Below are 25,496 nucleotides of genomic sequence, written 5' to 3' on the forward strand. Positions count from 1 at the left end.
GTATCTCAGGTTACAAAAAGAGATGGCTATTTTTAGTATTTAAATTTTTGATTCAGTCAGCAGATATCATTGATTGAAAACCTAGCTTACTACATGGAAGTATTAAAATGCTTTGGGGTTTTCTTCGCCGGCAGCCAAGCTTTCAGTGTTCACTTCTAACTCTTCTCGCCTTAAGGTTGCTGTTGCCTCTACTGTGTGGCGCTCAACTTCTTTTTTAATCGTGACTTGTTCACGCACAAAGAATTCTTTGTGAATATCAGCGGTTTCTTCATAAATTTTGATGCGGAGAACTTCCCCGGTGCGGAAGGCAATTTCATTAGCCGGCATCACGCAACTGATATCTGTAGGTGTTGTTCTTTCAATCACTATTCGCTCTTTTTCAACCGGCACTGAAACTTCAACAGTTTTGGCTTTTACGCGCTTGGCAATAACAATCTCCCCTGTCTGATGGCAAAATTTATTAGCAATTAGGCGTTCTTCGTAGAGGTGAAGCGTTTGATTTTCCGGTTGATTGACTTTAGAGATCGGCAGGTTTACTTTTTTAGGAGGAAGGGTGGATTGATTGCCTTCAAATTTGGGCGAATTCTCTGGTGGGAGCGTAACTTGATTTGGAGAATCTTCATAATTGTAATCAACGGTGATACCATCAGCATACTCTGGTAATTCTTCTATGTGCTTTTTGTTAAGAATACCTAGGGCATCAACGCGTCGTGTGCGATTGTCGAGCCGGCAGCAACCAACGGGTATCAAAACTTTTTTCTCAATGCCCCAATTGCTTGTATCAATTACCAAATAGCGGAATCGGCCTGTTAGATCGACGACATCATCGCAAACGGTGCCGATTTTTTCATCCGTCTGCCCTGCATACACATCAAACGCTTGAATGTCTTTGCCGCCTAAAACTTTTTGGCGATAGTTGGGATAAAAGTCTTCCAGTTTGACCAGAGCCATGCTGTTATCCCCGCAAATTATTAATATAAGAAAAATATAAAAGTTTGAGTGCCCCGACTCGCTCTCCCTAGAGACTGATTTAATAGGCTGATATTTTAAAATATCGCTCGCAAAAAACTGAGTCTATCGCAAACTGTGAACATATTCGATTCTCCTTGGTTAACTCTGTTGCAAGAGCATCGCGCTATTGCGGTGATTCGTTCCCCCCAGATGGAACTTGGTTGCCACCTGGCTAAGGCAGTTGCCGCCGGCGGGATGCGTTTAATTGAAATAACTTGGAATAGCGATCGCGCCGGCGCACTGATTGCCCAATTGCGATCCGAATTGCCAGAATGTACGATCGGCACCGGCACTTTGTTAACCTGCGATCAGTCAAAAGAAGCGATCGCAGCCGGCGCTCAATTTTTATTCACACCTCACACAGAGGAGGCGATGATTCAGACGGCAGTTGCTGCCGGCATCCCGATTGTGCCAGGAGCACTTTCCCCCACAGAAATTGTCAGGGGTTGGCAAGCCGGTGCCGGCGCGGTGAAAGTGTTTCCCATTTCAGCGGTAGGGGGTGCCGGCTATATTAAAAGCTTGCAGGGACCACTCGGCGACATTCCCCTGATTCCCACCGGCGGCGTCACCTTAGACAATGCCAGAGAATTTATCGAAGCCGGTGCGGTGGCGGTGGGTTTAGCCGGCGATTTATTTCCCAAACAATGGGTGGCGGCGCGAGATTGGGAGGCGATCGCACAACGGGCGCATAACCTTTTGCAAAGCTTAAAGCGCGGCTAGCGGTTGGCTAATTGCTAATTAATAATGGATCGCTGATAATTTTAAAAGGGTGCTTGCCGGCTTAACAGCTTATCCAAAGAAATTCTCCAGATTTGCCGAAATTAGCAGGTAAGCATTTGTAGTTAAATGCTGGAAAGGCAGATGAGAAGCTTTACAGTTTTAAAATCCCAGGAGTGGTAAACGATGAATAGCACAAACAACTCTTCTTGGTGGCGTCGATCAGGCACATTCTGGGCCGGTGCCTCGCTAATTGTTTCTACCTTTTGTGCTTGGTCAGCTCCTTTTTTAGCAGAGCCTGCCTTTGCAGATGCTGAGCATAATAAAATTGCGAACGCTATTTTAAATCTCCAAGAATCTAGTCAGCGCTGGATTGAAATTGACTTAGCAAAGCAGCGGTTAGTTGCCTGGGAAGGTGATAAAAGCGTCTACGCCATCGTCATTTCCACCGGCAAAGACGGAACCCCCACTCCTACCGGCACGTTTGCCGTTCAAACCAAGCATCGGGTTGCCAGAATGCAAGGGGACGACTATGACGTTCCTGATGTGCCTTTCACCATGTATTATTATGGCGGTTACGCAATTCACGGCGCGTACTGGCATAACAAGTTTGGCACTCCCGTCAGTCATGGTTGCACCAACGTTGCAGTTAATCATGCAGAATGGTTATTTAACTGGGCAGATGTGGGAACGCCGATTATTGTGCACAAATAAATTGCAACGTGCGGTTAACTGAAATTTTGCAGTAATTTCAACAGCACCTAGCAAGCTTGCCCGGAAATTAATTTCCGGGCTAATAGCAAAAGCTGAGTAGGTTGGGTTGAGCGAAGCGAACCCAACACCAACTCTGAGGGACAAGGCAAAGCATCTGTCGGATCAAAAGCTCAGTAGAAGCGAACCCAACACCAGCTTTGAGGGACAAGGCGAAGCATCTGTCGGATCAAAAGCCGATTGAATCAGACACTTTTTGTTAACTTCAAAGCTTTAATAAAGCTGAGATTATTCATCGCCCCTTAAGGGGAATTAATCTCAGCTTTTAGTCTGATTTTTAACTTAATTGGACAACCGGCTTATCTTCCAATAAAGTTTGATTGGTGAGCAAGTCTTCCACCGTAATTTTGAGGAAGCGCCGATCATCAACTTGGAATTGAACTCGGACGCGATCGCTGCCTGGAAAGCCGGGAGGCGTCAATTTAGCGATACTGCGTGCGCCTTCTTTATCGTTGAGGGGTTGCACTGCAGTTTGACCACTTGCTAAATTGCGCGTGACTAAACGATCCCCGTCGAAATACACTTCTGTGCCGCCGGTTTGTGCGCCTAATTCGCCAATAATTAATTCAATGCTCGGTTGATTTTCCACAGAAGCACCTAAGACTAATTCTACCGAGTCGCTCATGGGGTAAGACTGGCCGGCTTGAATTAATGGATGCCAACTGTGGCAGTTTTCGCGCCGGTTCCAGTAGCGAATGCCGTAACTGTGGTAGAGAAAATCTTTGATTTCTATGCCCTGAGTGAGTTGCAAAGCGCCGGTTGCGATTGCTTCAAATGGTTTTTCACAACGAATTTTATCAGCATCAAAATATTGCTGCACCCAAGTTTGAACCGATGGAATTTGAACAGTGCCGCCGACTAATAAAACTGCATCAATATCTGAAACTTCGATGCCTTGTCGCCGTGCTTGTTGCAAAACTTGAGTCATCGCTTCATCAAGATTTTCAAAAAACTCGTGTTCTTTAAGAATTTCCTCAAAGCCGGCGCGATCTAGTTGCAATTCGTAACTTTCTAAAGTTTTATCATCGAAATAAACTTCACTCGCCTGTCGCTGCAAAGAAAGTTGAATTTTTAAGCGTTCGGCTAAGCGAGTGGTTAAGGGAGCTTTCGTTAAACCTTGATTGGCGACGAAGTAATCAACGAGCCAGTTGTCAATATCAGTTCCGCCTAAATTAAGGCCGGCTTTTGCCAAAACGCGGGCAGTTTTTACCTTTTGTGCGGAAGATTCAGCCAGGGTTTTTTCACCCCATTTGAGAATGAAACCAAGCGGTTTTTTGCTGGAACCGGCACTAGCGCCGGCATCTAAGCGCACCAGCGACAGATCCAAGGTTCCACCCCCGAAGTCTACCACCAGCAAAAGCTGCCGGTCTGCCAGTCCGTAGCCTAAAGCGGCGGCGGTGGGTTCATCTAGCATCCGCACCACCTCCACCGGCAGTCTTTGACAGACGTTACCCAGCCAATGCCGGTAAGCTTCAAAGCTGTCCACCGGCACGGTTAATACTAGGGATTCACCGACATCGGGCCAAATCATTTTCATTTGGTCGATAATTTGGCTTAAAAACCACTCTCCAACTTGCTCAAACGTGACAATTTTGCCATCGAGTTCGGGGAGAAATCCTTGAATATCGGTGCCAATTCCCCGCTTAAAGCTGCGGAAAAAGCGGGGATCGTTTTTGAGGTCAAGTCCCTTGTCGCGCACTGCCTGACCGGCAACGATCTCACCATGCGCGGCATTTTCAACATACACCAAACTCGGAATTAAAGGAGGATTCTGTGCCAACTGCACGGAGAGAGCCGGCAGTTTCAGTGTTTCTGCCTGCTGGGTGGCTGGGTTCCAGCGAGCGATGACGGTGTTGCTCGTGCCAAAATCAATAGCGATAGTCATTCTTGCTGTGTTGTTCCCGTGTTGCCAGGTACAGAAAAAGGCGTCTTTAGTAGTTTATCTCGTAGGAAAACAGCATAGGCTTGCGCGTCCGAACTGACTAAATGGCTTCCGTCTGAAGTTACCCAATTTTTAGAAGTCGGTGCCGGCAGCCATTCATAAGTATCTGCCGGAAACTCTTCTCGCATGATTTGTTGTATTTGTTTTTCCTGTATCGTGTTCTTAACTTGCTTTTCTCCTGGCAAATCATAGAGGATAATTCGTAACCCTTGTTTTTGCAGTTCTGCGATTTGAGTTTTAATTGATTTCGCTGCACTTTTTAAGGTTTGCTGCTCATCTTCCGATAGCGGCTGCATCTTATCGCTGATTTTTTGTGCCAGGACTTTTTCTTTCAATTTTGGATTGAAGTTTTCCGTTTGTGCCGGCGGCTCGTCTTTCTCTTCTTTCTGAGACGATTTCAAGCCATTAAAAATCGCTTGAACTAAAATATCCACGGGCTTGTATTCCTGCCGCAACATGGGAAAATAAAGCTGGCTGAAGTGTGGCATCGGCTTATAAATCGAGTCTAGCAATTGCTGATCGAGTTGGCGCTCAATTGTTTCGTTAATTTCTACCAGTAAAATCGCTGATTTTAATTTTTCTCTTTTCACAATTTCCAAGCCGGTTTGACTGGAACCCCCCGCCATCCCTAAATTAATTACATGATTGCCGATGTGCTTGGCTGTAATACTAGCGGTTAGAGAACTACCCACTAAAATCAGCTTTGGTGAGGGATTTCCGTAAACATATTTTTGCGCTTTAATCACATTTCGTTGCGCCTGATTAATTCCCGAAGTTGCCGGTACTACTCCCTGTTTCACTAAAACATGATACCCCAACAGCAAAAGTAAGCCGATGCCTATTGCTCTGTAGATAGAATGAATCTCTGAGGTAGAATTAACAGAATCAGTTTCAGAATTGGAAGTAGATAAACTCATTAGCGCTCCCCTTATTCAAAATTAAAAGTGCCACCATGATCCCCATCACCACGTCTTCTAGCAGACGCCAGCGCTTCGTCTTTACAGTATTTAAACTTTTAGTTTGAGAAGTTTGTAAGGTAGGAAAATGAGGTAAATGATACAGGATAACCGGCAGCGACAAAATGAACACAGGAAGGATATGGTTAAAATCCGGCTTGATCCAGATATTTCGAGACAAAGTCATCAAAAAGTCCATAGCTTGTTCAAACCGAGGCAATTTAAACAAAAGCCATCCCAAGGAAACAAAGCAGAAAACGAATAAAACTTGAAGTGAATCAATCCAAAACTTTTTCCAAGCCGGCAACTCGTCTTGAGGTTTTTTACTCGATTTTAGCCGGCCAAAAAAGAACCTTTCCAATGCCAGTCCAATGCCATGAAAAATCCCCCAGACTGCGTAACTCCAAGCTGCGCCGTGCCAGAGTCCTCCCAAAGTCATTACAACCATCAAATTAATGTAAGTTCTAACTTCCCCTTTTCGATTACCTCCCAAAGGGACATATAAGTAATCTCGCAACCAAGTTGATAAGGAGATGTGCCAGCGTCGCCAAAATTCAGAAAGGGAGCGAGAAATATAAGGAAAATTGAAGTTGTCCGGTAGGGTATAACCAAAGGCGGCACCTAAACCGATTGCAATTAAAGAGTAGCCGGCGAAATCTGCAAAAATTTGCATTGAGTAGCCGAACAGCAAGACTAAATTTGTTAGGGTTCCTAATCCTTGATAGTAGGGATAGTTAATCCAAAATGTATAGTCTTTTAAATTATCGGCAACGACCATTTTTAAAAAATATCCGTAAACTAAAGAACGGAAAACAATCGGCCAAGGGATATTTTGAATAAACTTAGGCTTGACTTGGTTATAAAAATCATTTGCCCTCACGATTGGCCCTGATAAAATCTGCGGAAAGAAGGCCAGAAAGAATGAAGTGTTAACTAAGTGATTTTTCAAATTAGCGTTAACCAAGGAACGGGTCGGCAGCGAGGTTCCTGCTGCCACCAAATTTTGATGACGAAATACGTCAACTACCAAACTAATTCCTTCAAATGTATAAAACGAAATCCCTATTGGTAAAGGTAAATGTAGAAGTACCGCAATTAAACCTTCTTCCGGTGTCTGGGATACGTTAAAGATTTTAAGGGAAAGGTTGGTAAGTAATGCGCCGTACTTAAAAAGAGCGAGAACCGATAAATTGGCAACGACTCCGATCAATGCCCAAAAAAAACGCTCCCGGGTTTGAGAAGCGCTGGCAACTTTGTAGCTAGTAATGCCATTAATCAGGATCGACACAAGGAGTAAAATGAGAAGTGCCGGTGAACTCCAACCATAAAAGATGAAGCTAGCAGCAATTAAGATCGGAACTTGTATTTTTTGAACTTGGGGAATATAATAAATAAAGAAAGTAATTAAAACGAAAATGATAAAAGTTGAGCTATTAAATAACATAAAGTTGCGCCTCAATTTTATAACCTAGGGGTGAAATCATTTCTCAGCTCGGCGTTTTTTAAATATGGAACCCTAAAAATTTCATGAAGTAATAAAAAATTAAACCCTCAAGTTTATTTGAGTGAAGATGTGATAGTATTAACCTCAATCGGCTAACGTCAAAGATGTTAAAGGTGCGTATTCTAAAAGCTAGGACACACAAGCCAACATTTCCCAGCCAATGCCGCGTTGCTTTTTTTCTTTATAAGGATATTTTAGAAGAAAGATATGTTAGAGTCAATGGTTGTTTTCCGACTCAGCAAATAGGTAGAAATACTGTGTCAAAATAAATCTACCTGGCGTTGTAGAGGAACTACTTTAAGGCTTCTTGGGGTATGGAAAACTGTTCATTCTTGAGTCTCTCGTTGTGAGACGGTGTTTGAGTAGAGACACGTTGCGGCAAAAAATGCTGACCGAACGTGTCATTCAACTCCAACTAAGATAGCGTAGCCGCGCTTGCCTGACGCACACCGGCATCAGTAGAAACCGATAAGGGCGGACGTAGGCACAAGTAAACTAATGGTCCCAACAGTGGCACCAGTGCGACTGCCCAGAAAACGGGTTGATCCTTAATTCCACGTCGCGCCATGTCATCGCCTAGCACAGTGGGAAAGAGCACGCAGAACAAGCAAAACGCCACAGTCATGGCATTGACAAACCGGCTGCTGTGAAACTGTCTGACAAAATCTCCCCAGTCGCCGGCTAGCCAACCAAACGCAAGCAAAGCCAAGGTATTGAGGCTGAGAATTACGCCCGTCCAGCGCGAGTCCATTAATTTAAGAAAGGCATCCTTGTCGCCAGAAAATGTTTGATTTGATTCGCGTAGCGCCAAATACGGAATTAAGCCAATCACGCCGGTTCCCGCGCCGGCAGCGACAAAGGGCCAGAAAGGAATCTTTTGCATTCTGCCATCAATAAACAGAACACAGCTATAAATCAGCAGCAAAATGCCAATTAAAGCGAATATGGACAGAATAATCGGGTTGATTGCAGCCCACTGAAGGGTAAATAAATTCTTCAGCAGCGTGATCGAAGCGGCTTGGCGTTCCGGAGTCAGCAAGAAAGCATAGACGATAAAGCCGGCCCACAGCAGCCAAAGTGTAATTTTTCTCACCATTGTTTTAGCTCGGTGACACTTACTCTTTACTCTTTTACTTTAAAAGCTTCACAACCGGCTTCCCGGCTACCGGCTGCTCAATCTGCAAAAATCGGCCATAAATCAGCAAATCTGATTTTGCTGGATGATTTGCGGTGCTTGTAAGGTCTTGAGCCAAAGCGAGTAACTCTATCTTTCGGTAGATATCACAGACGCCAAATCGTGCATAAGTCCTTCTTTAGAATTATGGCAATCAAAAAAAACATTTCTTAACATGAAGTTACAAAGGGAGTGAAGGAACTCGAACAAGACCTGAAGCCCTTGAAACGGTTGATTAATCGAGATATTTCAAGAAAAAGGGCGGAAAACATGGATAATCAGCAACCTTCCGAACTCTCAATCTTTTTAGGAAACCTCCGAAATGGGATTTGGCTTTTAGGCATCTCCTCTTGGGTATTTGGCATCACCGATAGAAGCATTGCTTCGTTCTCTGATGGCTATTTATCTGCTTTGGATCTGGTGCAATTATTTACAGCATCTTTCTTCTTTGTGAGTTGGCTGTTTTTGAAGCCGGTGTCAAAAGCTTAATTCCCATTCGCTGTCATATTGCATGGAAAGCAGAAAATTCCCAAAATTGCGTGAATTTCAGGGACGGCAGAAATAGATATTTTGCTGATTTCTGCGAAATCGAATCATTCAGTTTTTGAACAAGGGAAAAGATTTTTATTTCGTTCCTTGCAAAAGAACTGACCAAAGGTGGAATGAACGCTGAGGTTTTTTGACAATTGAAAAGGCTGACTGGACTGCCGGCGAGGCGCTATCTAAAAGTGTTTCAAGTTGGGTGATCGCATCGGGTGGCGTCTGCTGCCGCGCCGTCCAGTCGGCAAAATCAATCGGTAAGTCCCATTGTGCAATCGCATTTAATGGCATTCCGATCTCTTCTCCTGCTGCCTGCCACTCGGAGATCATCCAGTCACGACTGTGAGACGGATCGCGCAGCAATTCAACTTGGTTAATAAAGGCTGCGAGTTCCGGTTCTTCGGGTGAAATGATATCTACTAAAAGAAACTGTCCCCCGGCTTTGAGGACTCGGCACATTTCAGTCATTGCCGGCATTAAACTAGGAAAATGATGAGCAACATACCGGCAGGTAACGATATCAAATTGCTGATCTGCAAACGGAAGTGAGGATGCGATCGCTTCTTGGAAATTCACATTGGTAATATTTCGCGCATCGGCTTGCTGGGAGGCTTCTGCAAGCATTCCCTGACTGATATCGACCCCGATAACTTCTCGGACGTGAGGTGCGAAGGCAAATGCAGTGTGGCCGGCTGCACATCCGACATCGAGAACCGTCATATCGGCTGCCGGTTTTGCGGCTTCTACCATCAGTTTAAGATCGTGTCCTTTCGCAAAAATTGGCGACGTGCTATAAGCGCCGGCAGCGCGATCAAACTGTTCTTTAATTTTGTCTTCCCGTTCCATTGTGGTTTTCCTCGCTTTGGTTGATTAATCTCTCATTTACGAACATTTTTACTTGATGCTGGTGAATTTAGCAAACGACTCGCTCTTATCTCATACCGGCTCACTTCCTCTAAATCAAACCCATCCTAAATTATTGATCCAGCCTAAAAATTTATTAGGGTTTTTCAACCTGAAATGATATTAGCTAAGACAAAATTGCTTCAGGTAACAACAATAAATTTACTTTTATTTTTAGCGCCCAAACTGTTGTAAAATAATTTTTTTTGAATTTTGGGCTTTTTGAAAGTTGGGATTAATTTGCAGCGCCTTCTCTATAGACTCAAGGGCTTCTTTATTTCGTCCCTGCAAATATAGCGCAGCTCCTCTGTTATTCCACGCATCAGCCAAGTCAGGCTTAAATTGAATGGCCTTGTCATAAGAAGCAACCGCATCATCGTAGCGTTTCAACTCATCTAGCGCAAAGCCTCGGTTATTCCAAGCCTCAGCATAATCAGGCTTAATTTTAATTGCCTTATCATAAGAAGCAACCGCATCATCGTAGCGTTTCAACTCATCTAGCACAAAGCCTCGGTTATACCAAGCCTCAGCCAAGTCAGGCTTAATTTTAATTGCCTTATCATAAGAAGTAACCGCTTCTTCGTAGCGTTTCAATTCACTTAGCGTAATGCCTCGATTATGCCAAGCATCAGGATCATTTGGCTTAAATTGAATGGCCTTGTCATAAGAAGCAACCGCTTCTTCATAGCGTTTTAAGTACCTTAAGGCAATGCCTTGATTATACCAAGCATCAGCAAAGTTAGGCTTAAATTGAATGGCCTTATCATAAGAAGCAACCGCTTCTTCGTAGTCTTTTAACTCATCTAGCGCAATGCCTCGATTATGCCAAGCATCAGGATCATTTGGATTAAATTGAATGGCCTTATCATAAGAAGCAACTGCTTCTTCGTAGCGTTTCAAGTACCTTAGCGCAATACCTCGGTTATTCCAAGCATCAGGATCATTTGGCTTAAATTGAATTGTCTTGTCATAAGAAGCAACTGCTTCTTCGTAGCGTTTTAACTTACTTAGCGCATTACCTCGATTATACCAAACAGCAGCCAAGTCAGGCTTAATTTGAATGGCCTTATCATAAGAGGCAACCGCATCATCGTAGCGTTTTAACCTATCTAATGTAATGCCTCGGTTATTCCAACCTTCAGCCAAGTCAGACTTAAATTGAATTGCCTTGACAGATAAAATGAAAAGGATGCAGATAAGGAGCCAATATCGAGATTTCATAGTGCGCCTAAAAATATTTAAGGGTTAAGGCTGAGAGGAACCTTTGACATATCCTTCTCACCTAGCATACCCACCAATTAAAGACGGATCACTATTTTCCAGAAATCTTCAGGCGAAAGTTTACAGATTTTAGATTCTCATTCTCCAACTGCCGGCAAATAAACTTGGTGTGAAAAATCTAAAATCGCAGTGTTTACTCTTGATTCTCTAATCCCTCATTAAAACTCGGCCAAATCTGATCACAGAAAAACAGCGTTCCCGATGTGACGCAGAGGGGAACCGCCAAAAGATTGAATAAGGGAATACTGATTAATCCTAAACAAACAAGGGCAAAACTCGCAGAAGCCGGCAAACTGCGACGAATGATTCCCAACTTATCTTTAAAACTCAAGCGTCTGCGTTCTAAAGGCGCATCTAGAAAATCTAAACAGACAAGTGTTGCCGCTAATACAATGCCGCCGACACTTGCAATTGCTGTGCCAAATCCCGGTAAAAAATTCAGCAGCAACAAGGGCAAACCTATCTGAATTAAAAGCAGTAATTTATTTAATTCAAACATTAGCGCCCGCCCAATATCGCGAGGGATGGCAGCCACTCCGCCCTCTGCTTTCGGCAGCTTACCTGTGCGTGACAATTCCAACTGTTCGGAAAGTTGCCCATACCAAGGTGAACCGAGAATAACGCCAAATTGCACCAGTAAAAAGCCGATGGCAACGAGTAGGAGTGCGACTAACAGAAAGCGCAGCAACCAACCTAACCCAGTGTCTAGAAAATCCAGCACGGATAACCAAGCCGGTAAGCCGGCAATTAAGGCATCTGTACGGGCATCTAGGTTTGCAACTAAGCCATCAATTCCATTTAATCCTGGCAAAAGTAATCCGACATACAAACCAATGCCGGCGACAATATTGACTAAAATGGGAACCAGCACATAGCCCCAAAGACGCGGGGTGCGACTTAAGAAGACAAGCGCTCGAAACGGATAAGTAGCCCCCGATACAAATCCCACTGGGGCGTGAATTATATTAGACATTTTTTTTGCTCTGGCTATTTTAGGATCTTGTAACCCTAGATTTATATTTTTTTATATTTTAACTTCACTCAGTCGCGGGAACGAGAAGATGCCTCGGCTGTAACTAGAAGCTTACTATTTTATAACAAATAACCTTATATTTTAATTTGTAGGGACTTTAAATTAGGAAAGCTTGACATAAAAAATATCAACTCCCTAACTTTCAAAATAAATTTATTGAGCGGGGAATAGAGAACTTCTAATCCCCTAATCCCCTAATTTTGGCCTTAATTGCCCTTAAGCATTCTCACCTTTACTGACAGATCCTTTACCGAAGAATTTCGGAGGTTCTGCCATTGTATAAACTTGAGTTTCTGACTCAATCGCCCGCCGCAAATGAGCCGGCACCTGCAAAATTCCCAGCAGGGTCGTGCCGTCAAACATCCGCAACCCGCCAGTGGTGTGCTCAGCTAAAATTTCGTCAATTTTAACCGGCTCAGGACGGGTATTAATCGGCGAGGCAGAAGCTAGCGCAAAACCCCAAGGAGATCCATAGGTGGGGATGTAGCTGGTGTAAGATTTCACGTTGGGGAAAACCGAGTTGAGAGTTCGCACAATTCGGGCGTGAAGCTTCATTTCAGACGGAGAAACCGGCCCTGCTTGCACCACAAAAAACCCGGTTGGTGAGAGCACGCGCTGGACTTTCTCGAAATATTCCTTCGTAAATAGCTGGAAAGATGGCCCAGATTCGATGGGATCGGAGAGATCGGAAATGACCACATCCCATTGCTCATCGGTGGTATCTAAGAAATGCAAAGCGTCACCGATGACAACTTCGGTACGAGGATCGTCAAAAGCATTTTGGTGCATTTCCGGCAAATGCTGGCGGCAAGCTTCCACCACTTCGCCATCAATGTCAATCATGGCGACTTTCTCAACGCTTTTCCAGCGCAGCACTTCCCGCACTGTTGCGCCTTCACCGCCGCCGAGGACGAGCACTTTCTTGGGTTCCCCCTGAAATATCATAGCGGGGTGTACGAGTGGCTCGTGGTAGAGAAACTCGTCGCCGGTGCATGATTGCCATTTGCCGTCGAGTACCAATCCTTTGCCGTAAGCGCCGGTTTCCACGACGTACATTTCCTGAAAATCAGTTTTTTTGTAGGCGAGGACTCGCGTTACACCGTGAACATAAATGTCCCAAGGCGTAATGTACTCGCTGATCCAAATATCGGCACGAAGCTCACTGCCGGCCATGCAGTCTCTCTCCTCTTCTTGAATTGCACAGACAGTAAGAAATACCACATAACGGGGTGTTGTTGCTAGTCCACAGGACACGAATAAGCAAGATGAGACTGAAACGGTAAAGGGTGTAAGAAAAAATTGTTCACCACTGGCAGCTAACAGGTGAGCATTTTCAGGAGTAGAGAGCTAAATTATTAGCAATCTTGCTCTTTTTTTCTGGGCTTCACTCAGGATAAACCTTGAGCTTTTTCGCTTTTGTAAGAGGTGTTTTTAACTAAACGCCATTGAATGAGAGGTTAATTCTTTGCAGCTTTGCAAGAGGTAGAATAACTAGGGTACAACTATAGGAAGGTTGGCTAAAGGAAAAAGAGGGAAGGGTGAAACAAAATACTCTCTGTTGACTTCTCCCTGTAGGGAAATCGCCGGCACACACAAGCTAAGAGCACGAAACACCAGCAATGAAACAAAAATTTGTGGGGAAGACGTGGCTAGAGGCACGCGTTAGAAACATACTGACGCCTCTGCTTTGGACTCAATCTGTGTCTAAAGCCGGTGATTACGGAACGTGGCGGCACAGCTTTATGCAAAGCCGGCTGCGTCTGGGATTGTGGATTGCCTTCACCTCTTTCTTGACATTTACCGGCCTTGAGGTAAGAAATTATTTCTTTAAACAAGACCAGTTTAAGTTTACTTGGGTGGTGACGCAAATTAGTGTTGAATTGAGTCTGCTGCTATGTTTCGCATTGCTGCGATCACCACTGGGTAAAAAGTATCCAGGTTTAGCGTTCCTAATTTTCTCTTGGTCTGTCACACTTAGCCCACAAATTAGAGGGACATTGAGCGGGGTTTTAGAGCCTTCTATTCTTGTGTGGCCTTTAATGTTTTTTGGTCAAGCAACGCTGATGCCGGTACATTGGCGTTTGCACTTGATCTCTCAATTAGGAGTATTTATTTACTGTGTTGGCACCACAGCAGCGCTGAATTTACAGGTCAAAATGCCGGGATCTTGGATGACGCCGGCAGTCTTATATTTGTATATTTTTTGGATCTGTTTTATTTGCAATCTTTCAGTATATTTATATGAGCGCGTCCAGCGAGCAGAATTTAACGCTCGCCAAGAATTAGAACTTGCATACATGGAACTGAAAGCAGAACAGGAACGCTCAGAACGTCTGTTGCTTAATGTTTTGCCAGAGTCTATTGCCATTCGGTTGAAGCAAGATCACCAAACGATTGCCGAAAGTTTTACAGATGTCACAGTTTTATTTGCAGATATCGTGGGTTTTACAGAGCTTTCCTCACAAATTTCACCCCCCGAATTAGTGGAGTTCCTTAACCAAATCTTTTCGGCATTTGACCACCTAGCGGAGGATCATGGGTTAGAGAAAATTAAAACCATTGGGGACGCTTACATGGTTGTTGCCGGCCTGCCGGTGCCTCGAAAAGATCATGCCCACGCGATTGCTAATATGGCCCTAGATATGCAACAAGCATTAACCCAATTTAACGCTCGGATGGGGCAATCCTGTCGAATTCGTATTGGCATTAGCAGCGGCCCTGTGGTTGCGGGGGTAATTGGGATCAAAAAGTTTATTTATGACTTGTGGGGAGATACGGTAAACATGGCAAGTCGTATGGAATCTCAAGGAATTGCCGGCAGCATTCAAGTCACCCGCTCGACTTACGAATGTTTGAAAGATCGGTATCAGTTTGAAGAGCGGGGAATCATCAATGTTAAAGGTAAAGGCGAGATGACGACTTATTTTCTCATTGCAAAAAAATGAAAAACTTAATTTCTTGCTTTTTTTTAGAGGTAATCAATTTTGTTAAATTAGAATTAACTAAAATTTTTTATTTAAACTTTATTTTTAAGTAAAAATTGTGGTATTAATTATACAAGATAGATTTTTGCTAATTCAAATTTTAAGATTACTTTTTTATTTTTAAATAATATCATAAAAATTAACTTTAAAAAAATAAAGTTTATTTAAAAATTGCATTCTAAGTAATTTGAACCCAGAAAAACAAAATTTCGATGTTCATATCAATCGTTTCAAAATCTACTATCTAAAATCTACTAATGCAATACAAGCAACTTGGTCAAAGCGACTTATCAATTTCTGAAATTTGCCTCGGCACAATGACTTATGGGCAACAAAGCACAATTGAGGAAGCCCATCAGCAGCTTGATTATGCGGTTGCCTGTGGGGTGAATTTTATTGATGCCGCTGAAATGTATCCAGTGCCGGCACGACAAGAAACGCAGGGACTCACTGAAGAATATATTGGGCAGTGGTTAACAAAACAGGAACGGGATCGGTTAATTATCGCCACAAAAATTGCCGGCCCTACCCGCAGTATGTCTTGGATTCGAGGAAAAAATAGGGCAATTAACCGGCGCAATGTTGAGCAAGCAGTAAATGACAGCCTGAAACGACTGCAAACCGATTATATTGATTTATACCAAATTCACTGGCCAGACCGCTATGTTCCCTTGTTTGGTCAAACAGTTTATGAACCCAATTTAGAACGCGAAACTATACCCATTGCCGAACAGCTTACGATTTTTGCGGACTTAATTAAAGCCGGCAAGATTCGCTATCTAGGTTTGAGCAATGAAACGCCTTGGGGCGTGTGTCAGTTCTGTCACTTATCCAAGCAGTTAGGATTGTCGCCGGTAGTTTCCATTCAGAACGCTTATAATTTGCTCAACCGCGTCTTTGAGGGTGCCTTAGCAGAAACCTGCCGGCGCGAAAATGTGGGATTACTCGCTTACAGTCCTCTAGGATTTGGCACACTCACCGGCAAGTACCAGCAAGCGTCACCAGCAAACGCACGGATGACTTTATTTTCCAACTTTAGCAGCCGGTATCTCAAACCAAATATAACTGAGGCTGTCGCAGCTTATGTAGAAATTGCCGGCAAATATCACTTGAGTCCGGCTAAAATGGCATTGGCATTTGTCCGTTCGCGTTGGTTTGTCACCGGCACGATTATTGGGGCAACAACTCTTGAACAGTTGAAGGAAAATTTAGAAAGTGTTGAGGTGGTGCTAAATCAGGAAATTCTGGCGGATTTGGAGGCGGTACACGCTCGATATCCAAATCCAGCACCTTGATGAAAGGATTTTTCTCGGTTATTGGTTAAAACTTTTGAAAAATTTGATTTTTTAACCACAAATACACACAGAAGGAATAGGCAGATATTTCAGTAGTAAAAGTAAATACTTTGGATATAAGGGAGAGGTTGCAAAAATTCTTTGATTGAATAAAATCGGCTCTTTGCAAAACCCTCCCCTACGCTCAAAGTTGCTGTTTCAAATTGTCTGCTTTAGCTTTAGCTTCAACTTCATCTATCGCGTTCATTTCCCGATCTTCCATTTCTAGCAACTCCTGTACTGATACAAATCGGTAGCCACGCTGTTTCAATTCAGCAATAATTGGCGGCAAAGCTTGCAATGTTCTTGTGCGGTTGCCTCCCCCATCATGCAATAGCACAATTCCACCCGGCTGGGCATTATCAAGTACCGCTTTTACTAATGATTGTGGCGAGGTACTTTCCAACCAGTCCAGAGGATCTACTGACCACATAACAACCGAATTCTTCTGGTTTCGTGCGTACTCGGCTAAGCCATTCTCCAGCCGGCCTGCCGGTGGGCGAAAAAGCTGGGTTTTTACCCCCGTCACCTGGAAAATGCGATTCGATGTATTGTCAATTTCTGCTGCTGCTGTCGCCCCATCCATCTGATGGGTGTAATGATGCCAAGTGTGATTGCCAAGTGCGTGCCCTGCTGCAACAACTTGTTTAGCAATATCTGGATAGGTTTGTACGTGTTGCCCAATCATGAAGAAAGTAGCCTTCACGTCATATTCTTTTAAAATTCCTAACACTTTTGGCGTTTCTATCCACGGCCCATCATCAAAGGTGAGGGCAATGACTTTTTCTTTACTAGGCAGTTGGGAATGATAGATAATCTGTCCTTGAAATCTTGCCGGCGGTGAATAGATCAGGGGGGCTGGAGGACCCACGGTTCGTGCCCTGACTTCTGCTGGGGTTGGCTGTTTCTGCCCGGTGGATTGGATGGCTGCTAGGAGTGGATTTTGAGATAAAGCTTGCCGCCAAGGTAAGTGCATACCGATGCTGAACAAGCCGGCGGCGGCAGCGAGTGCAAATAATGTTTGTTGCTGCCAGCCAATTGAGTCACGCTCTGCCATATAATGTCTGCCTCACTCCTCACATCCAGGGTGGCGGGATTTTGGTAATTTAACCAAGCCAATTCTCTCGAATAGCTTAGAAATCCGGAAGGATATAACATAAAAAAACATAAACAAATTAACACAGTTGAACACTCAGGCAAACAGATTCCGCATCCGCTGTTCGCAATAGCCAAGATTGCCAGACTTCTACCGGCATCCGGGTGAAACAGACAAGTGCGCTTACGCCACTCCTCAGTTATAGTGGGCGTGCAAGGGCTGCTCAACCAATCTGCCAGAGACACCAGGGACGGGGCCGGCTGTAACAGACCCTTTCAGCTAACAAACTGTTGCTGAGGCAGACAAAACTTAATGTGTTAAGGTACTATTTGTAAATTAGATTCAGTTGTAAGATTGTTTCTTGGCTGCGGAATCGCCATAGAATGTTTTCTTGTGTATCGGCAGGCATATCTCTGAAACTGAATCTCTACACTTTTTAATGTTGGAGCTATTCCATGTCGATCTATGTAGGTAACTTGTCCTACGAAGTAACGCAAGAGGATCTCGTCTCTGTTTTTGCTGAGTACGGAACCGTCAAGCGGGTTAATCTGCCCACCGATCGTGAAACAGGTCGCCCACGCGGTTTTGGTTTTGTCGAAATGGAAACCGATGCTGAAGAAACAGCGGCAATAGAAGCTTTAGATGGCGCTGAGTGGATGGGTCGTGACCTCAAAGTAAACAAAGCCAAACCCCGTGAAGATGGAGGGGGCGGAGGTCGCGGCGGTGGAGGAAACCGAGGCGGCGGCGGCGGTTACGGCGGAAGATCCTCGCGAGACCGTTACTAAGGCAGCAAATTTCATCACTGACGTCTCCCCTTCGCTAAAAGGCGATAGGGGATGGTCGTCACTCGTGGTGAACAACTGACAACCGACCATTTAATCATTGTAGTAATCAAGGAGAAAGAATGACCCAAGTTGTTCTCGGCGAAAATGAAGGAATTGACTCAGCTTTACGCCGGTTTAAACGCCAAGTTTCCAGAGACGGAATTTTGGCAGATGTCAAAAGTCGTCGGCATTTTGAAACGCCCATAGAAAAACGCAAGCGCAAAGCCGTTGCCGCTCGACGCAAGAGACGTTTCCGCTAAATCAAGTCGCTCTGGGCGGAAACAGCACACTAGATTATTCCACTTTGTGCTAATTAAATCATAAAGTTAAGGCGGGCATTGCGATTAAGTAATGCCTGCTTTAATTTTAAGAGTGAAGCAAACAGGGAGCGTCTAGCTTTCAAAGTCCCACAAAATTTTTGCCAATTTCGCTCAGATGTTTGAGTCTTTGGGAGTAGAAGCCTCTAACCCCCACAACTCCCTTCTCCCCGAAAAAATCCCTATGGGGAAGCGGGAAAGATGGGGAGAAAGACTAAGAGGAATAGAATTCTAGATTAAATGTTTTTACCAAAGAGCGATTCAAAGGTTTCCTGGAGTGATTTGACATCGCCAACTCTAGCCACTAAAAGATTTTCTCGACCGGCATCCTTCAAACGCTCTCGCCAATACTGAATTCGCTCAGAATTATTCATCCAGAAATCTATCACAGTGTCCACCACCTCAGGCATCTCCCAATCCAGATTTGGGGAAACCGTCTCAATGGATTCAATAAAAGCATCCAGCGTGCACTTGTGAGTTCCCACATATTCCACACGCGGGCGCGGTTGTTGCTGCAAAATTTCTTGTTGTTGATTGAAGAAGTACAGAACGGGAGATACCCCTAGGATGTCGAATGTATAGCTCATAGCCAACTCCTAAATGGTTTCTTGATTAATAAAATTGATACCATTTTGCAAAACAGCAGATGGTTATATTTATTACATCGGGAGGATTAAATATTGTTACAGAAGTTACATTTCCTCACAGATGTCCGTCTACTTGAGGGAATTTTCTAGAGTTTACAAACAGTGGCCCTTGCCATAAAGACGAACAGTCAAACCTGAAAGTAAAGTTTCATCCTTTACCCTTCATCCTTATCGCTTTTATCTTTGTTTATAGCTCTATATTGGTCGCAAGCAGGCCAGTTTTTTTTGCGACGCACCCGCTGATTGCCTCAATGATATTGACTGAGTTTTGCTGAACTTGGTTTCATCTCCAGTCTGCAATATTTGCTTTCAAAAATTAATACAACTTTGGATAGAATTATTGTTATTAGCTGCCTATTTAGAGCCGGCATTAGCACTCCTTGCCCTCTTCTGCTAGTTCTTCCCACTAGAGAAGAAGTGACTAAGCATTGAATTGCTCTATGAAGGAGTGCAAGCGGGTATGCTCGCCTAAAATACGAATTCGATATGCGTTCGCTTACAATCTAAACTTTAAAATCGTAATGATTCATTTGCCTGTCTGGCTAACCGATGTCAAAGGAGAACTCGCAGCCCTGACTGCCGCATTGGTGTGGGCAGTCTCGTCTGTCGTCTATACTCGCGTTGGCCGGCGCATCCCACCACTAGAATTAAACCTGAGTAAAGGCGTCATTGCGATCGCACTAATTGTCCTCACCTTATTGTTGCGTGCAGTCGCGACGGGAAATTTTGCCGATGTGATGCCGGCAATCAACCCCTCTGCCTTCGCCCTGCTGACCCTCAGCGGCGCGTTGGGAATCGGCTTAGGAGATACCGCTTATTTCGCCGCCCTCACCTCAATCGGGCCACGACGCGCACTGTTACTTGAGCAAACCCTCGCGCCCCCATTAGCCGCCATTCTCGCCCTCAGCTTTCTTCAGGAAACCCTCAGCACCGGCGCTTGGTGTGGAATTTTATTAACCATTATCGGCGTCGCTTGGGTGATTGGCGAACGGGTAAATGGCGTAAATAGCGACACAACCCACCTCCGGCAAGGCATTGGCTGGGCATTGTTGGCAGCACTGTCACAGGCAATTGGAGCAGTTCTCTCCCGTGCGGCATTGGCGAATACGAGTATTAGCCCCTTGTGGAGTACGCTGATTCGGTTGGTGGCTGGGGTGCTGGCGCTGCTGCTGTGGGTATTGCTGAGACGCCAGCGCCTGGAAATCTCACACAAATTGTTGCGATCGCAGCAGGTGTTGGGAGTGATTGTGTTAACCGCCTTTGCCAGTACCTATTTAGGAATTTGGCTGCAACAAATCTCTCTAAAATTTGCGCCGGCAGGCATTGCCCAAACCCTCGGTGCCACAAGTCCCCTATTTGTGATTCCTCTAGCCATCTGGGTGGGAGAGTCGGTTAGCCTCCGGGCGATTTTTGGGGTTTTAGTCGCGCTGGCGGGTGTGGGGATCTTGTTCACCCTGCGCTAAAGAGAAATGTTAGCGTTTCAAGGCTAAGGTGAGTCCATCGGCAATCGGAACCAAGCTAAGAGTGATTCGTTCGTCTTGGTGCAGTTTTTCGTTTAGCCTTCGGATGGCTTGCGTGCTGTTATCTTGAACTTGAGGATCGGCAACTCGCCCACCCCACAGGACGTTATCAATGGCAATTAAGCCGCCGGTGCGAACGAGTTGCAGTGCTCGCTCATAGTAGGCATCATAGTTTTCTTTATCGGCATCGATGAAGGCAAAATCAAAGGTGCCGGCTTCACCGGCTGCCAAAAGGTTATCTAGGGTTTGGAGTGCCGGTGCCAGTTTTAAATCAATTTTTTCCGCCACACCGGCTTCCTGCCAGTAGCGACGCGCAATGGTGGTATATTCTTCACTCACATCACAAGCAATAATCTTGCCATCAGGGGGAAGTGCCAAGGCGACTGTTAAGGAACTGTAGCCGGTAAAAACACCAACTTCCAGGGTTTTTTTCGCTCCTAGCAGCTGCACTATGAGTGCCATAAACTGACCTTGTTCCGGTGAAATTTGCATCATTGCATAGGGATGATTGGCCGTTTCTTCTCGCAGCCGGTGGAGGATGCCGATTTCTCGCAAGGAAGCTGATAATAAATAATCGTAGATGCGATCGCTGAGGCCAAGGGTTTGCTTAGACATTGTTAATTTGAGAAGTAGAGTTGCAAAAGCCTATCCTAGCGCCGGCAAGTAGCGAAGCGTTTAAACCTCGCGCTAATAGGAAAAGTCCTATAAGTTTAGGCATTAGGATTGTGAGCCGGTTTTAACTAACTATAGCGATTAGCCAAAATTGATTTCTGGTTGGGTTTGCCGGCTTAGCGAGAATGCTGAAAGATGGCAGATAGATAAAACAAAGGAGAGGAAAACAGATGCTCAGACTCATTTTGACCGCAATTTTGATAACACTGCTAAGTGCTTGTCAGGCAGTTGGCCCTGGCCCCGGTATTCATTTAGTCGAGCAAGCAATCACAATGCAGGTCAACCAAACTCAACAGCAATTGGTGCGGCAATTGGGTCTTTCTCAGCCACCAGAATTAGAAATTACTCGCATTGGAGTTAAGAAGCGAGAACCGCTGGTGATTGAAGATTTACAGGCGTTCCGACTTCGCGGAAATTATGATTTAAAAATTAAGTTGCCGGCTAAAGAAAACTTCCAGCGAAATAAGCCGTTTGATGTGTATTTGCAACGTCAGCAACAAGCTCAAACTTGGCGCTTAGCGATTCCTGCCGGCAATGGGAATGAGCAAAAATGGACAACTTATTTAATTGAGCCGGTGGGTTATGAGTAGAGGAATTTTATAAAATTCAGTTAAATTGATAGAAAATTAGGAAAAAGTGGAGCGTTCTCATTGCAAAGTGAACACTCCATATCTTACGGATTATTTATAGGCATTTACCCGCTAGGGGCATATTCAGCTTATCGAATGTTAGCGTCTCATTCAGCCTATCCTTGAGCTAACTGCTGACTATCCAGCCAATTCACTAAATCCCCAACCTGGGAAAAATCTAGCAACGCCTCTGCTAAATCCTCTAATTGAGAAATTGATAACTGTTGAATGCGCTCTTGCAACTGTAGCTCAACTGTACCGAGTCGCCGGTTGAGTAGGCGCATAATCAGCGCTAACTCTCCTTCCTGTCTTCCTTGTTGCAGTCCTTGTTGAAGTCCTTGTTGAATCCCTTCTTCCATCCAGCTAGTGACAATTTGCATAACTTCCTCCCGTTCCTCTGGTTCAATGCTACCAATCTCAGCCCGAAAAATCTCTCTCTCCTCAGCATTCAGGCGCAAATAAGTGTCAATAAATCCGGAAATTAATTGCATCCGCGCTCGATCTAGTCGCAAAGTTGCTAACAATCGCAGACACTCAGCTTTTACTCTCGGACGATCTGCCGGCGCTATATTCATTTTAGCCATCAGCGCACTCGCCACCGGATTTTGGTGTCGCAAGAAATCTCGCCAATTTAAGCGATTTAGCTGAATCACCCCATAGTTGAACTCCAAAACCACCTTATCCGGGAATTCCACGCGATGAAAATTTGGTTCTGGACGTTGCGGCGCATCATAGGAAAATAAAGCAATTGGATACACCGGCAACCCAAATTTCTCATACAAACGGGCAAAATAACGAAACATTCGCCGGCTAAACTCCGACTGCTTAGAAGCCTGATTTTCCACATGAATTAGAAAAAAAGATTCTTGCTCCCTAAATCGAGCCTTCATCACCAAATCAGCTTCATATTGCTCCCCAGCCGTCACATCTGTAAATATCTCTTTATCCACAGTTTCTAGAGAATTACTATCTAAATATGCAATAACCTCTGGAAAAAATAACTCCAAAAACTCCACAAAAAATGTGGATAATAACTCCTTAAATAACCGATCATGATCGATCACGTCCAAATTGCCCCACCCAGCATTCGCTCATAGCGTAATTCCAACTCTCGCTTTAACCGGGGCCAAGTATCCAGCGTTGCATCCTTCTGCATCACCTTCTCCGCCGCATCCCGCGCCAGCACCAAAATCTCCTGATCGTCCACCAAACTAGCCAGCACAAAATCTGGCAACCCAGACTGCCGCGTTCCCATCACCTGACCGGGTCCACGCAATCGCATATCCATCTCGGAAATAAAAAATCCATCCTGGGACTGTTCCAATACCTGCAACCGCTGCTTCGCATCCGCCGTTGCCTTGGGATTGGCCATCAGCAAACAGAAGGATTTGTGGGCACCCCGACCAATGCGACCCCGTAACTGGTGCAACTGAGACAACCCGAATCGCTCCGCATTTTCAATCAGCATCACGGTAGCATTGGGCACATCCACCCCGACTTCCACGACTGTTGTAGAAACGAGAATCTTCGTGTGGCCATCGCGAAACTTGCCAATTGCGTCTTCCTTCTGGGCCGAATTCAAACGCCCGTGCAGCAATCCCACCGGCACATCTGGAAAAATCACATCCTGTAAGTGCTGATACTCTTCAATCGCTGACTTTAAATCCAGCTTTTCCGACTCTTCCACCAACGGCAGCACCACATAGGCTTGCCGGCCTTGCACAATTTCCCGACGCAACAGATCGTAAGCATTTTGCCGCTCACTGCCGGCTAAAACTGTGGTTTGAATCGCTTGTCGGCCTGGTGGTAATTCATCAATTTGGCTCACATCCAAATCCCCGTGCAGCGTCAGGGCAAGAGTTCTCGGAATTGGCGTTGCTGTCATTGTCAGTACATGAGCCACCCCTTCCACACCTTTTTGCTGCAACTTCGCCCGTTGCTGTACCCCAAAACGGTGCTGTTCATCGATCACAATCAATCCTAGCTGGTGAAAATTCACCCCTTCTTGAATCAGCGCGTGAGTCCCCACCAACACCGGCAGTTCCCCCGTTTCCAACTGCGCGTGAATTTCTCGCCGCTTAGCCGTTTTTGTCGAACCCGTCAGTAATTCCACCGGCAGGTGTAGCAAATTTAACCACGATACCAACTTGCGATAATGCTGCTCTGCCAGCACTTCCGTGGGAGCCATCAACGCTGCCTGGTAGCCGGATTGAATCGCCGCCAGCATTGCCACCACGGCAACCACCGTCTTACCGGCACCCACATCCCCCTGCACGAGCCGGTTCATCGGTTCCGGCTTCTGCAAATCGTTCAGGATATCATTGACCACTCGCTGCTGAGCGTTTGTGAGTTTAAACGGTAATACTTTGTAGAAATCATTGATCAACTGGCCGGTAGAGGCCAAAATCGCACTATTCTGAACTTGGCGCTGATTGGCTCTGCGGCTCAGCAATCCCAACTGAAGATAGAAAAACTCATCAAAAACCAGCCGGCGTCGCGCTTCTGCCAAAATATCGCGATCAGTTGGGAAGTGAATATTGGAAATGGCCTCCTTCAACTTCATCAAGCCGTAGCGATCTCGCAAACCAGCCGGCATCGCATCCTGAATCTGGTTAACTGCCGGCATCGCTGCCAGCACCGCCTTTCGGACGATATCGGCCCCTACACCCTCCGTCAGGGGATAAACCGGCAACACCCGCCCGATCTTCATCGACTCTATCGAGCCGGTGCTGTTGTCTAAAACTTCCATTTCTGGATTGTCCAGAGTCAAGCCATATTTATTCGCTTTCACCAACCCCGACGCTGCAATCACTGCACCGGCAGGGTACATTCGCCGTTGTTGTTCTTGCCACCCGCGATTGCTCATGCGACCGGCAAAAAAGCGACTAATTTTAAGTTGGCCGGTGCTGTCTTTCAGAACCAGTTCTAGAATTGTTAATTTCTTGTTTTTGGGACTGCTGTAGCAATTGCTGCGCTTCACCGTTGCCACAATTGTCACCGTCTCTCCCGGTTCTAAATCGCGGATATTCACCTGACGCGCATAGTCAATATGGTCGCGGGGGTAGTAGTAAAGCAGATCCCGCACGGTGTATAAACCTAAGCTGGCCAAGCGTTCGCCGTTTCTTGGCCCGATTCCAGACAAACGAGTAAGCGGTTGATCCAGGGAGGCAGTTGAAGTAGAACTGCTCGCTGCCGGTGCCAAAGGTGCGGTTTTGGGTTGCTTGACATTTGCGCTTGAAGATGCTTTATCCTCACTTTCCGGCTCCTGATTGCCGTCCCGCCGCAGCACAACTCGCTGCATCTGAAGCAGAAACATTCGGGTCTGTGCAATTAAACCCTGTCTCTGCTCAACACTCAGTTCGGGATAGCCGGCAAAGGCTGTGGCCACTTCCTCCCACCGCTGCCGGTCATTCGGCGATAAGGCTGCCGGCACTTGGCTGAAACTCAGGTGGAGAAACTCACTAAATCGGTATTGTTTACCCACCAAGTCACTAAAGCCGTTCTCTGCCTCAATTGACAGAGCTTTTTGCAATCGCACCCAATCTGGTTTGTCGTCGATCATGGCTCAGCGGTCGGTGAGTGGTAGGAATGAGCAATCTTTAATGAGGGATGAGCGCTTTAGCGATGAGCGAATCACTGAG

The 25,496-nt window shown here is 45.3% G+C and carries 23 protein-coding genes; 9 read left to right on the plus strand and 14 right to left on the minus strand.

Going from position 1 to position 25,496, the window contains the following annotated elements; genetic code table 11:
• Positions 1 to 102: 102 nt before the first annotated feature.
• The gene (locus tag H6F73_RS18090) at positions 103 to 951 is read right to left on the minus strand and encodes a DUF2382 domain-containing protein (RefSeq protein ID WP_190760180.1); all 849 of its coding nucleotides are present in this window, start codon (positions 949 to 951) and stop codon (positions 103 to 105) included.
• A gap of 141 nt (positions 952 to 1,092) precedes the next feature.
• On the opposite strand from H6F73_RS18090, the gene H6F73_RS18095 reads away from it, so the two are divergent.
• Positions 1,093 to 1,731, plus strand: a complete 639-nt coding sequence (locus H6F73_RS18095; protein ID WP_190760610.1) for a bifunctional 4-hydroxy-2-oxoglutarate aldolase/2-dehydro-3-deoxy-phosphogluconate aldolase — start codon at positions 1,093 to 1,095, stop codon at positions 1,729 to 1,731.
• A 183-nt stretch (positions 1,732 to 1,914) separates the two neighbouring features.
• On the plus strand, positions 1,915 to 2,442 hold the full coding sequence (locus H6F73_RS18100) for a L,D-transpeptidase (RefSeq protein WP_190760181.1): 528 nt from the start codon (positions 1,915 to 1,917) through the stop codon (positions 2,440 to 2,442).
• A 334-nt stretch (positions 2,443 to 2,776) separates the two neighbouring features.
• Here the strand turns inward: H6F73_RS18100 and H6F73_RS18105 are convergent, their stop codons facing one another.
• The 4 genes from H6F73_RS18105 to H6F73_RS18120 form a co-directional block, all read right to left on the minus strand.
• Complete coding sequence (locus tag H6F73_RS18105; protein WP_190760182.1) at positions 2,777 to 4,384, minus strand: Hsp70 family protein; 1,608 nt, start codon at positions 4,382 to 4,384, stop codon at positions 2,777 to 2,779.
• The gene (locus tag H6F73_RS18110) at positions 4,381 to 5,358 is read right to left on the minus strand and encodes a hypothetical protein (RefSeq protein ID WP_190760183.1); all 978 of its coding nucleotides are present in this window, start codon (positions 5,356 to 5,358) and stop codon (positions 4,381 to 4,383) included. Before H6F73_RS18110 ends, H6F73_RS18105 begins: the two co-directional genes overlap by 4 nt.
• Positions 5,333 to 6,841 (minus strand): MBOAT family protein, encoded by a 1,509-nt coding sequence (locus H6F73_RS18115; RefSeq protein WP_190760184.1) that lies wholly within the window; start codon positions 6,839 to 6,841, stop codon positions 5,333 to 5,335. The genes H6F73_RS18110 and H6F73_RS18115 overlap by 26 nt, the downstream gene beginning before the upstream one ends.
• Before the next feature lie 475 nt (positions 6,842 to 7,316).
• Entirely contained in the window at positions 7,317 to 7,997 is a 681-nt protein-coding gene (locus H6F73_RS18120; protein WP_190760185.1) for a hypothetical protein, read from the minus strand.
• Between the two features lie 348 nt (positions 7,998 to 8,345).
• On the opposite strand from H6F73_RS18120, the gene H6F73_RS18125 reads away from it, so the two are divergent.
• Positions 8,346 to 8,564, plus strand: a complete 219-nt coding sequence (locus H6F73_RS18125) for a hypothetical protein (RefSeq protein WP_190760186.1) — start codon at positions 8,346 to 8,348, stop codon at positions 8,562 to 8,564.
• A 135-nt stretch (positions 8,565 to 8,699) separates the two neighbouring features.
• On the opposite strand, the gene H6F73_RS18130 is transcribed toward H6F73_RS18125, so the two are convergent.
• The 4 genes from H6F73_RS18130 to speE form a co-directional block, all read right to left on the minus strand.
• Complete coding sequence (locus H6F73_RS18130) at positions 8,700 to 9,461, minus strand: methyltransferase domain-containing protein (RefSeq protein WP_190760187.1); 762 nt, start codon at positions 9,459 to 9,461, stop codon at positions 8,700 to 8,702.
• A 231-nt stretch (positions 9,462 to 9,692) separates the two neighbouring features.
• Positions 9,693 to 10,739, minus strand: coding sequence for a tetratricopeptide repeat protein (locus H6F73_RS18135; RefSeq protein ID WP_190760188.1), 1,047 nt, complete (start codon positions 10,737 to 10,739; stop codon positions 9,693 to 9,695).
• Between the two features lie 193 nt (positions 10,740 to 10,932).
• Positions 10,933 to 11,772, minus strand: coding sequence for an EI24 domain-containing protein (locus H6F73_RS18140; RefSeq protein WP_190760189.1), 840 nt, complete (start codon positions 11,770 to 11,772; stop codon positions 10,933 to 10,935).
• A gap of 276 nt (positions 11,773 to 12,048) precedes the next feature.
• On the minus strand, positions 12,049 to 13,005 hold the full coding sequence (gene speE, locus H6F73_RS18145) for a polyamine aminopropyltransferase (RefSeq protein WP_190760611.1): 957 nt from the start codon (positions 13,003 to 13,005) through the stop codon (positions 12,049 to 12,051).
• 569 nt (positions 13,006 to 13,574) lie between these two features.
• Between speE and H6F73_RS18150 the strand changes: the two genes are divergently transcribed.
• Positions 13,575 to 14,777 (plus strand): adenylate cyclase, encoded by a 1,203-nt coding sequence (locus H6F73_RS18150; RefSeq protein ID WP_242072558.1) that lies wholly within the window; start codon positions 13,575 to 13,577, stop codon positions 14,775 to 14,777.
• Positions 14,778 to 15,073: 296 nt separating this feature from the next.
• Positions 15,074 to 16,111: an NADP(H)-dependent aldo-keto reductase gene (locus H6F73_RS18155; protein ID WP_190760191.1), complete on the plus strand. Its 1,038-nt coding sequence runs from the start codon at positions 15,074 to 15,076 to the stop codon at positions 16,109 to 16,111.
• Positions 16,112 to 16,295: 184 nt separating this feature from the next.
• On the opposite strand, the gene H6F73_RS18160 is transcribed toward H6F73_RS18155, so the two are convergent.
• Positions 16,296 to 17,207, minus strand: a complete 912-nt coding sequence (locus H6F73_RS18160) for a polysaccharide deacetylase family protein (protein WP_190760192.1) — start codon at positions 17,205 to 17,207, stop codon at positions 16,296 to 16,298.
• Positions 17,208 to 17,701: 494 nt separating this feature from the next.
• On the opposite strand from H6F73_RS18160, the gene H6F73_RS18165 reads away from it, so the two are divergent.
• Positions 17,702 to 18,031, plus strand: coding sequence for an RNA-binding protein (locus H6F73_RS18165; RefSeq protein ID WP_190760193.1), 330 nt, complete (start codon positions 17,702 to 17,704; stop codon positions 18,029 to 18,031).
• Positions 18,032 to 18,150: 119 nt separating this feature from the next.
• Positions 18,151 to 18,330, plus strand: coding sequence for a 30S ribosomal protein S21 (gene rpsU, locus H6F73_RS18170; RefSeq protein WP_190760194.1), 180 nt, complete (start codon positions 18,151 to 18,153; stop codon positions 18,328 to 18,330).
• 293 nt (positions 18,331 to 18,623) lie between these two features.
• Here the strand turns inward: rpsU and H6F73_RS18175 are convergent, their stop codons facing one another.
• Positions 18,624 to 18,974 (minus strand): hypothetical protein, encoded by a 351-nt coding sequence (locus H6F73_RS18175; RefSeq protein WP_190760195.1) that lies wholly within the window; start codon positions 18,972 to 18,974, stop codon positions 18,624 to 18,626.
• A 581-nt stretch (positions 18,975 to 19,555) separates the two neighbouring features.
• Here H6F73_RS18175 and H6F73_RS18180 point away from each other — a divergent pair.
• On the plus strand, positions 19,556 to 20,497 hold the full coding sequence (locus tag H6F73_RS18180; protein ID WP_190760196.1) for a DMT family transporter: 942 nt from the start codon (positions 19,556 to 19,558) through the stop codon (positions 20,495 to 20,497).
• A 9-nt stretch (positions 20,498 to 20,506) separates the two neighbouring features.
• Here H6F73_RS18180 and H6F73_RS18185 read toward each other — a convergent pair whose 3' ends face one another.
• Positions 20,507 to 21,169, minus strand: a complete 663-nt coding sequence (locus H6F73_RS18185; protein WP_190760197.1) for a class I SAM-dependent methyltransferase — start codon at positions 21,167 to 21,169, stop codon at positions 20,507 to 20,509.
• 227 nt (positions 21,170 to 21,396) lie between these two features.
• On the opposite strand from H6F73_RS18185, the gene H6F73_RS18190 reads away from it, so the two are divergent.
• The gene (locus tag H6F73_RS18190; protein ID WP_190760198.1) at positions 21,397 to 21,816 is read left to right on the plus strand and encodes a hypothetical protein; all 420 of its coding nucleotides are present in this window, start codon (positions 21,397 to 21,399) and stop codon (positions 21,814 to 21,816) included.
• A gap of 155 nt (positions 21,817 to 21,971) precedes the next feature.
• Here the strand turns inward: H6F73_RS18190 and H6F73_RS18195 are convergent, their stop codons facing one another.
• A complete protein-coding gene (locus tag H6F73_RS18195; protein ID WP_190760199.1) occupies positions 21,972 to 22,919 on the minus strand; it encodes a DUF4351 domain-containing protein in 948 nt (315 codons plus the stop codon).
• Positions 22,916 to 25,417, minus strand: coding sequence for an ATP-dependent DNA helicase RecG (recG, locus tag H6F73_RS18200; protein WP_190760200.1), 2,502 nt, complete (start codon positions 25,415 to 25,417; stop codon positions 22,916 to 22,918). The genes H6F73_RS18195 and recG overlap by 4 nt, the downstream gene beginning before the upstream one ends.
• Positions 25,418 to 25,496: the final 79 nt, after the last annotated feature.

Origin of the sequence: Microcoleus sp. FACHB-68 (assembly GCF_014695715.1) — a bacterium.
Lineage (GTDB): Bacteria > Cyanobacteriota > Cyanobacteriia > Cyanobacteriales > Oscillatoriaceae > FACHB-68.

Coding starts and splice junctions, on each gene's coding strand:
- H6F73_RS18100 (WP_190760181.1), top strand. CDS start 1,915: ATGAATAGCACAAACAACTCTTCTTGGTGGCGTCGATCAGGCACATTC.
- recG (WP_190760200.1), bottom strand. CDS start 25,417: ATGATCGACGACAAACCAGATTGGGTGCGATTGCAAAAAGCTCTGTCA.
- H6F73_RS18105 (WP_190760182.1), bottom strand. CDS start 4,384: ATGACTATCGCTATTGATTTTGGCACGAGCAACACCGTCATCGCTCGC.
- H6F73_RS18160 (WP_190760192.1), bottom strand. CDS start 17,207: ATGGCAGAGCGTGACTCAATTGGCTGGCAGCAACAAACATTATTTGCA.
- H6F73_RS18125 (WP_190760186.1), top strand. CDS start 8,346: ATGGATAATCAGCAACCTTCCGAACTCTCAATCTTTTTAGGAAACCTC.
- rpsU (WP_190760194.1), top strand. CDS start 18,151: ATGACCCAAGTTGTTCTCGGCGAAAATGAAGGAATTGACTCAGCTTTA.
- H6F73_RS18135 (WP_190760188.1), bottom strand. CDS start 10,739: ATGAAATCTCGATATTGGCTCCTTATCTGCATCCTTTTCATTTTATCT.
- H6F73_RS18150 (WP_242072558.1), top strand. CDS start 13,575: ATGCAAAGCCGGCTGCGTCTGGGATTGTGGATTGCCTTCACCTCTTTC.
- H6F73_RS18180 (WP_190760196.1), top strand. CDS start 19,556: ATGATTCATTTGCCTGTCTGGCTAACCGATGTCAAAGGAGAACTCGCA.
- H6F73_RS18175 (WP_190760195.1), bottom strand. CDS start 18,974: ATGAGCTATACATTCGACATCCTAGGGGTATCTCCCGTTCTGTACTTC.
- H6F73_RS18110 (WP_190760183.1), bottom strand. CDS start 5,358: ATGAGTTTATCTACTTCCAATTCTGAAACTGATTCTGTTAATTCTACC.
- H6F73_RS18165 (WP_190760193.1), top strand. CDS start 17,702: ATGTCGATCTATGTAGGTAACTTGTCCTACGAAGTAACGCAAGAGGAT.
- H6F73_RS18185 (WP_190760197.1), bottom strand. CDS start 21,169: ATGTCTAAGCAAACCCTTGGCCTCAGCGATCGCATCTACGATTATTTA.
- H6F73_RS18130 (WP_190760187.1), bottom strand. CDS start 9,461: ATGGAACGGGAAGACAAAATTAAAGAACAGTTTGATCGCGCTGCCGGC.
- H6F73_RS18190 (WP_190760198.1), top strand. CDS start 21,397: ATGCTCAGACTCATTTTGACCGCAATTTTGATAACACTGCTAAGTGCT.
- speE (WP_190760611.1), bottom strand. CDS start 13,005: ATGGCCGGCAGTGAGCTTCGTGCCGATATTTGGATCAGCGAGTACATT.
- H6F73_RS18090 (WP_190760180.1), bottom strand. CDS start 951: ATGGCTCTGGTCAAACTGGAAGACTTTTATCCCAACTATCGCCAAAAA.
- H6F73_RS18155 (WP_190760191.1), top strand. CDS start 15,074: ATGCAATACAAGCAACTTGGTCAAAGCGACTTATCAATTTCTGAAATT.
- H6F73_RS18115 (WP_190760184.1), bottom strand. CDS start 6,841: ATGTTATTTAATAGCTCAACTTTTATCATTTTCGTTTTAATTACTTTC.
- H6F73_RS18120 (WP_190760185.1), bottom strand. CDS start 7,997: ATGGTGAGAAAAATTACACTTTGGCTGCTGTGGGCCGGCTTTATCGTC.
- H6F73_RS18140 (WP_190760189.1), bottom strand. CDS start 11,772: ATGTCTAATATAATTCACGCCCCAGTGGGATTTGTATCGGGGGCTACT.